Genomic DNA, 1403 nt, shown 5'->3' with positions numbered 1-1403 from the left:
TAGTGGGGGATAACCTGGGGAAACTCAGGCTAATACCGCATACGTCCTACGGGAGAAAGCAGGGGATCTTCGGACCTTGCGCTATCGGATGAGCCTATGTCGGATTAGCTAGTTGGTGAGGTAACGGCTCACCAAGGCCGCGATCCGTAGCTGGTCTGAGAGGATGATCAGCCACATCGGGACTGAGACACGGCCCGAACTCCTACGGGAGGCAGCAGTGGGGAATATTGGACAATGGGCGAAAGCCTGATCCAGCCATGCCGCGTGTGTGAAGAAGGCCTTCGGGTTGTAAAGCACTTTCAGTGGGGAAGAAATCCTCAGGGCCAATACCCCTGAGGGAGGACATCACCCACAGAAGAAGCACCGGCTAACTCCGTGCCAGCAGCCGCGGTAATACGGAGGGTGCAAGCGTTAATCGGAATTACTGGGCGTAAAGCGCGCGTAGGCGGCGTGATCAGCCGGTTGTGAAAGCCCCGGGCTCAACCTGGGAACGGCATCCGGAACTGTCACGCTAGAGTGCAGGAGAGGAAGGTAGAATTCCCGGTGTAGCGGTGAAATGCGTAGAGATCGGGAGGAATACCAGTGGCGAAGGCGGCCTTCTGGACTGACACTGACGCTGAGGTGCGAAAGCATGGGTAGCAAACAGGATTAGATACCCTGGTAGTCCATGCCGTAAACGATGTCGACTAGCCGTTGGGGTCCTTGTGACCTTTGTGGCGCAGTTAACGCGATAAGTCGACCGCCTGGGGAGTACGGCCGCAAGGTTAAAACTCAAATGAATTGACGGGGGCCCGCACAAGCGGTGGAGCATGTGGTTTAATTCGATGCAACGCGAAGAACCTTACCTACTCTTGACATCGTGCGAACTTTCCAGAGATGGATTGGTGCCTTCGGGAACGCACAGACAGGTGCTGCATGGCCGTCGTCAGCTCGTGTTGTGAAATGTTGGGTTAAGTCCCGTAACGAGCGCAACCCCTATCCCTATTTGCCAGCGATTCGGTCGGGAACTCTAGGGAGACTGCCGGTGACAAACCGGAGGAAGGTGGGGATGACGTCAGGTCATCATGGCCCTTACGAGTAGGGCTACACACGTGCTACAATGGCCGGTACAAAGGGTTGCGAAGCCGCGAGGTGTAGCTAATCCCGAAAAGCCGGTCTCAGTCCGGATCGGAGTCTGCAACTCGACTCCGTGAAGTCGGAATCGCTAGTAATCGTGAATCAGAATGTCACGGTGAATACGTTCCCGGGCCTTGTACACACCGCCCGTCACACCATGGGAGTGGACTGCACCAGAAGTGGTTAGCTTAACCTTCGGGAGAGCGATCACCACGGTGTGGCTCATGACTGGGGTGAAGTCGTAACAAGGTAGCCGTAGGGGAACCTGCGGCTGGATCACCTCCTTA

General features: G+C 56.2%; 1 rRNA gene. It reads left to right on the top strand.

Features of this window, described 5'->3' with window-relative positions:
- Nucleotides 1-1403: ribosomal RNA gene (locus tag RM463_RS17405) — 16S ribosomal RNA — on the top strand; the annotation flags it as partial.

The organism is Halomonas sp. LES1, from assembly GCF_031846005.1.
Lineage (GTDB): Bacteria > Pseudomonadota > Gammaproteobacteria > Pseudomonadales > Halomonadaceae > Halomonas.
This window is presented reverse-complemented; position numbering and strand designations above follow the sequence as displayed.